The 4621-nt window shown below is 35.9% G+C and carries 3 protein-coding genes; 2 read left to right on the forward strand and 1 reads right to left on the reverse strand.

Annotated features, from left to right (window positions below; translation table 11 throughout):
* On the reverse strand, positions 1-1070 hold a 1070-nt coding region (locus AFK68_RS09720; protein WP_094672535.1), incomplete at its 3' end, for a DNA cytosine methyltransferase.
* Between the two features lie 333 nt (positions 1071-1403).
* Between AFK68_RS09720 and AFK68_RS09725 the strand changes: the two genes are divergently transcribed.
* Positions 1404-3296: HAD-IC family P-type ATPase (locus AFK68_RS09725; protein ID WP_246844089.1), on the forward strand; the 1893-nt coding region annotated here is incomplete at its 3' end.
* Between the two features lie 123 nt (positions 3297-3419).
* Positions 3420-4535, forward strand: a complete 1116-nt coding sequence (locus AFK68_RS41395) for an HAD-IC family P-type ATPase (protein ID WP_371357309.1) — start codon at positions 3420-3422, stop codon at positions 4533-4535.
* Positions 4536-4621 lie beyond the last annotated feature (86 nt).

The raw sequence follows: 4621 nt of genomic DNA on the forward strand, positions 1-4621 counted from the left end.
GACATAACTTGCAAATGTTTACTGAGACTATATAAATCTATTTTCTGATAATCATTTTTGAATAATGGAATCAAAGATTCAACAATAGAAATAATTCCATCTGGAGGTACTGCATTACCAATTTGTCGTCTAATTTCAGTAAAAGAACCTTCAAAAATAAAATTATCAGGAAATGTTTGTAACCTTGCTCTTTCTCTATTTGTTAAAGACCTTGGTTCAGGATAATGATAACCCCATGTTCCGCCACCCCCACCAGCAATAATTGTAGCAGCAGGTTTGTCTGGATGAATCCGTCGATAAACATGACTAATCATTCCTTTTACATAATAGGGACTATCTTTAGGAATATCTCTAAAATTACCTCCTGCTTTTATCCTTTTCAATATTTCAATTGTTCGAGGTTGAATTTTTTGATGTTCATTATTGTCGGGAACTTTTTCTACATTTTTAAGTGCTTTACCAGCAGTTATATGTGGATATTTCCGACTAATACCATATTCTGGTGCAGGATGAATAAAATTAAAACCAGTATCCATTCTAATCCCAACTAAAATGACTCTTTCTCTAAACTGGGGTACTCCATAATCAGCAAAATTATACAATTTAGGTTTGACTAAATAACCAGGAGATATACTTTCAAAATCTGATATTATTTGTTGAATTGCTTGATGTTTATTCGCACTTAATAAACCTTTGACATTTTCTGCTATAAATGCCTTGGGTTGTTTCCATTTAACAAATTCTAAAAAATAGGTATATAAATTGCCTCTAGTACCTTCTAAACCCGGACGTTTCCAAATCATAGAAAAATCTTGACAAGGGAAACCTCCTGTAATTAAATCTGCTTCGGGAACTTGACTAATATCTATGTTTTCAATTTGATTATGATCTATAACATCAGCAATATTTTTCTTAAAAGTTTGACAGGCATAAAAATTAGAATCAATTGCCCAAACCACCTTAAATCCTGCCTTATGAAATGGTAAATCCATTCCTCCACAACCAGAAAATAAAGATATGATTTTTGGTGCTTGATTCCAATGTATATTTTCTAAACGCTCAATCAACATTTTATTCAAAAGTCATAAGACTACTATATTTGGCAATCTAAATTATATAGTCTTTTCAAATGAGATGTAAATCTACATAGCATTTTTTTATTACAAAAAAAATCTTTCTTGAGTAGCCACTAATCCTTGTGGAAGGCTACTATTTAATTAATGCTGTTTTCCATTCTTTACTATTCCCTATTCCCTATTCCCTATTCCCTTTTTAATAGAATTGGATGGATTATAGACAAAAATTCTAATTTAAGATATATTAATAAAATTAAGAAAAAAATGATAAAATACTAAAATTATCAAAATACCCACCAAATAAAATTTTGGCAAGGAGATTAATCAATGAAAACTACTGAGGAAATAGGGCAAAAACAAAGCCGCTATAGAGGACTCACACAAGCTGAGGTTGAGGCAAGTAGACAAAAATATGGTTCTAATTTATTAACACCCCCCAAGCGATCCCCGTGGTGGAAATTATGGTTAGAAAAGTTCGATGACCCAGTAATTAGAATTCTAATTATAGCTGCAGTTATTGCCATTACGGTCGGAATTTTTGAAGGGAATTATGTAGAAGGTTTAGGTATTATTGCTGCTATTCTACTAGCTACAACTGTTGCTTTTTTGAATGAATATAAAGCTAGTAAAGAATTCGATATTCTGAACCAAGTAAATGATGAAATATCAATCACAGTAATTCGTGATAATAACGTTACAACTATTCCGAAAAAAGACTTAGTAGTAGGAGATTTTGTACTCATAGAAACAGGGGAAGAAATACCAGCAGATGGTCAAGTAATAGAAGCAGTTTCTCTACAAGTAAACGAAGCAAGTTTAACAGGAGAAGCAATACCTGTTACCAAAACAGCAAATGCAAATTTATCTTCTAACAACCATACTAACTACGCTTATCCTCCCAACCAAGTCTTGCGTGATACCATAGTCAATGATGGACATGGAATCATCGAAATCACAGCAGTTGGGGATGAGACAGAAATCGGTAAAACTGCTAGATGCATTCTTGATATTACAGATGTAGAAACGCCTCTAAATCTCCAACTCGAACGCCTCAGTAATTTGATTGGTATCCTTGGTTTAGGAGTAGCAGTCTTAATTGATATTGCTTTAGTCGCCAGAGGTATCCTCACAGGAGAACTTAACCTTACCTTGGGACAATGGTATATTATTAGTATTCTAGTCATTGGATTAGTTATCGCTATAACTAGAGTCTGGTTGCCAATAATTGTAGATGGATTAGAATCAATAGGCAAAGAAATAGAAGTACCAGAATGGTTGGAAGATGATAGTGCCATCGCCTGGTTAAAAAATGTTTTGATCGCCCTGGCAATATCTGGCATCGGTATCGGAGTCGGTTACTATTTAGAATGGGTTCCTACTTCTCCCGCTGACTGGATAACTTCCGATATCGCCCTCAAATTCCTAACTTACTTTATGATTGCAGTTGCAGTCATCGTTGTTGCCGTACCGGAAGGATTAGCTCTAAGCGTTACCCTCAGTCTCGCCTACAGTATGCAGAAGATGACTAAACAGAATAATCTGGTTCGTCGGATGCAGGCTTGCGAAACTATCGGTGCCACAACAGTGATTTGTTCTGATAAAACAGGTACATTGACTGAAAACAAAATGCAGGTGAGTGATGTACATTTTCCCAGTTTCAATTCTCACACTCTCAATGCTGACAATATTATAGTTGAAGCTATCTGTGCCAATAGTACAGCTAACTTAGAACACAGAAAAGGGGAAGAGTCTATTCCTCTGGGAGACCATACAGAAGCAGCTTTGCTATTGTGGTTGGAAGAAAACAAAATTGACTATATTGACAAACGAGAAAATTTTGACATTATCAGTCAGTTAACTTTTTCCTCAGACAGAAAGTACATGGCAACTCTTGGAGTTTCCCCCACTACAGGTGAAAAAATACTCCATATTAAAGGTGCGCCAGAACTATTGCTCGCGAGTTGCAATCAAATTCTCACCTCAGATGGAGTTAAACCTTTTGCAAATTCTCAAAGAGTATCTATCGCAGCAGAGTTAAATAAGTATGAAACTATTGGTAGACGCACTTTGGGATTTGCTTATATTAGAGATCCTCAAAACTATCAACAAGGAAATGAACTGGAACAATATCACGATTTGATTTTGCTAGGTTTTGTGGCGATCGCTGATCCAGTGCGAGAGGAAGTACCGCCAGCAGTACAAATCTGTCAAAAAGCTGGGNGAGTATCTATCGCAGCAGAGTTAAATAAGTATGAAACTATTGGTAGACGCACTTTGGGATTTGCTTATATTAGAGATCCTCAAAACTATCAACAAGGAAATGAACTGGAACAATATCACGATTTGATTTTGCTAGGTTTTGTGGCGATCGCTGATCCAGTGCGAGAGGAAGTACCGCCAGCAGTACAAATCTGTCAAAAAGCTGGGGTCAAAGTCAAAATGATTACTGGAGATAGTCGTTTGACAGCAATGGAAGTTGCCCGTGAAATTGGTATTATGGGTGAGAACGAGCATAATGATTATTGCATCACTGGTAATAAACTCCGTGAATTGGATGATGAAGCAGCTTTGGCAGTAGTGAAAACAGCTAAGGTGATTGCTAGAGCGCGACCACAGGATAAGCAACGTATTGTACAACTTCTACAAGCAAGTGGGGAAGTTGTGGCAGTTACAGGTGATGGCACCAATGATGCGCCTGCATTAAACCAAGCGCAGGTAGGTTTATCAATGGGTAGTGGTACTTCTGTTGCTAAGGAAGCAAGCGATATCATAATTTTGAATGACTCATTTGCCAGTATTGAAAATGGAGTTATGTGGGGGCGATCGCTTTACCAAAACATTCAAAAGTTTATCCTTTTCCAGTTAACAATAAATGTTGCTGCTTGTGGGATAGCTTTATTAGGTCCGTTTATTGGAATTAATCTGCCATTTACTGTAATTCAATTATTGTGGGTAAATTTAATTATGGATACTTTTGCTGCATTAGCTTTAGCAACAGAACCACCTAATCAAAAAGTCATGGAGAAAGCACCGAGAAATCCTGAAGAATTTATTATTTCCCAACCAATGACGGTGAGTATTTTCTCAGTAGCATCAATATTCTTAGTGTTTTTTGTCGGTTTCTTGCTATATATTCAGCAAGACAATGTAGTAACGCCTTACGAACTATCTCTATTTTTCTCCACATTTGTGATGTTGCAGTTTTGGAATATGTTTAATGCCAAATGTTTTGGTTTAAGGGAATCTGCATTTTCTAGTATTAGTAAAAATGGCAGTTTTGTAGCGATCGCTGCATTTATTTTCGTAGGGCAAATTGTGATGGTTCAATATGGTGGAGATGTGTTTAGAACAGTTCCTTTATCTTTAAGAGATTGGTTAATAATTATTGGCGGTACTTCTGTTGTATTGTGGGTTGGAGAAATTTGGCGGATGATTCAAATGCGGTTTAAAGTTTCTTAAAAAGTAGTAGGGTGGTTGATTAATTGATAATGGATAATTACCTCTTTAACAATTGATAATGAACAATGGATAATGGATAATTATTT

This window comes from Hydrocoleum sp. CS-953, from assembly GCF_002260545.1.
Lineage (GTDB): Bacteria > Cyanobacteriota > Cyanobacteriia > Cyanobacteriales > Microcoleaceae > Trichodesmium.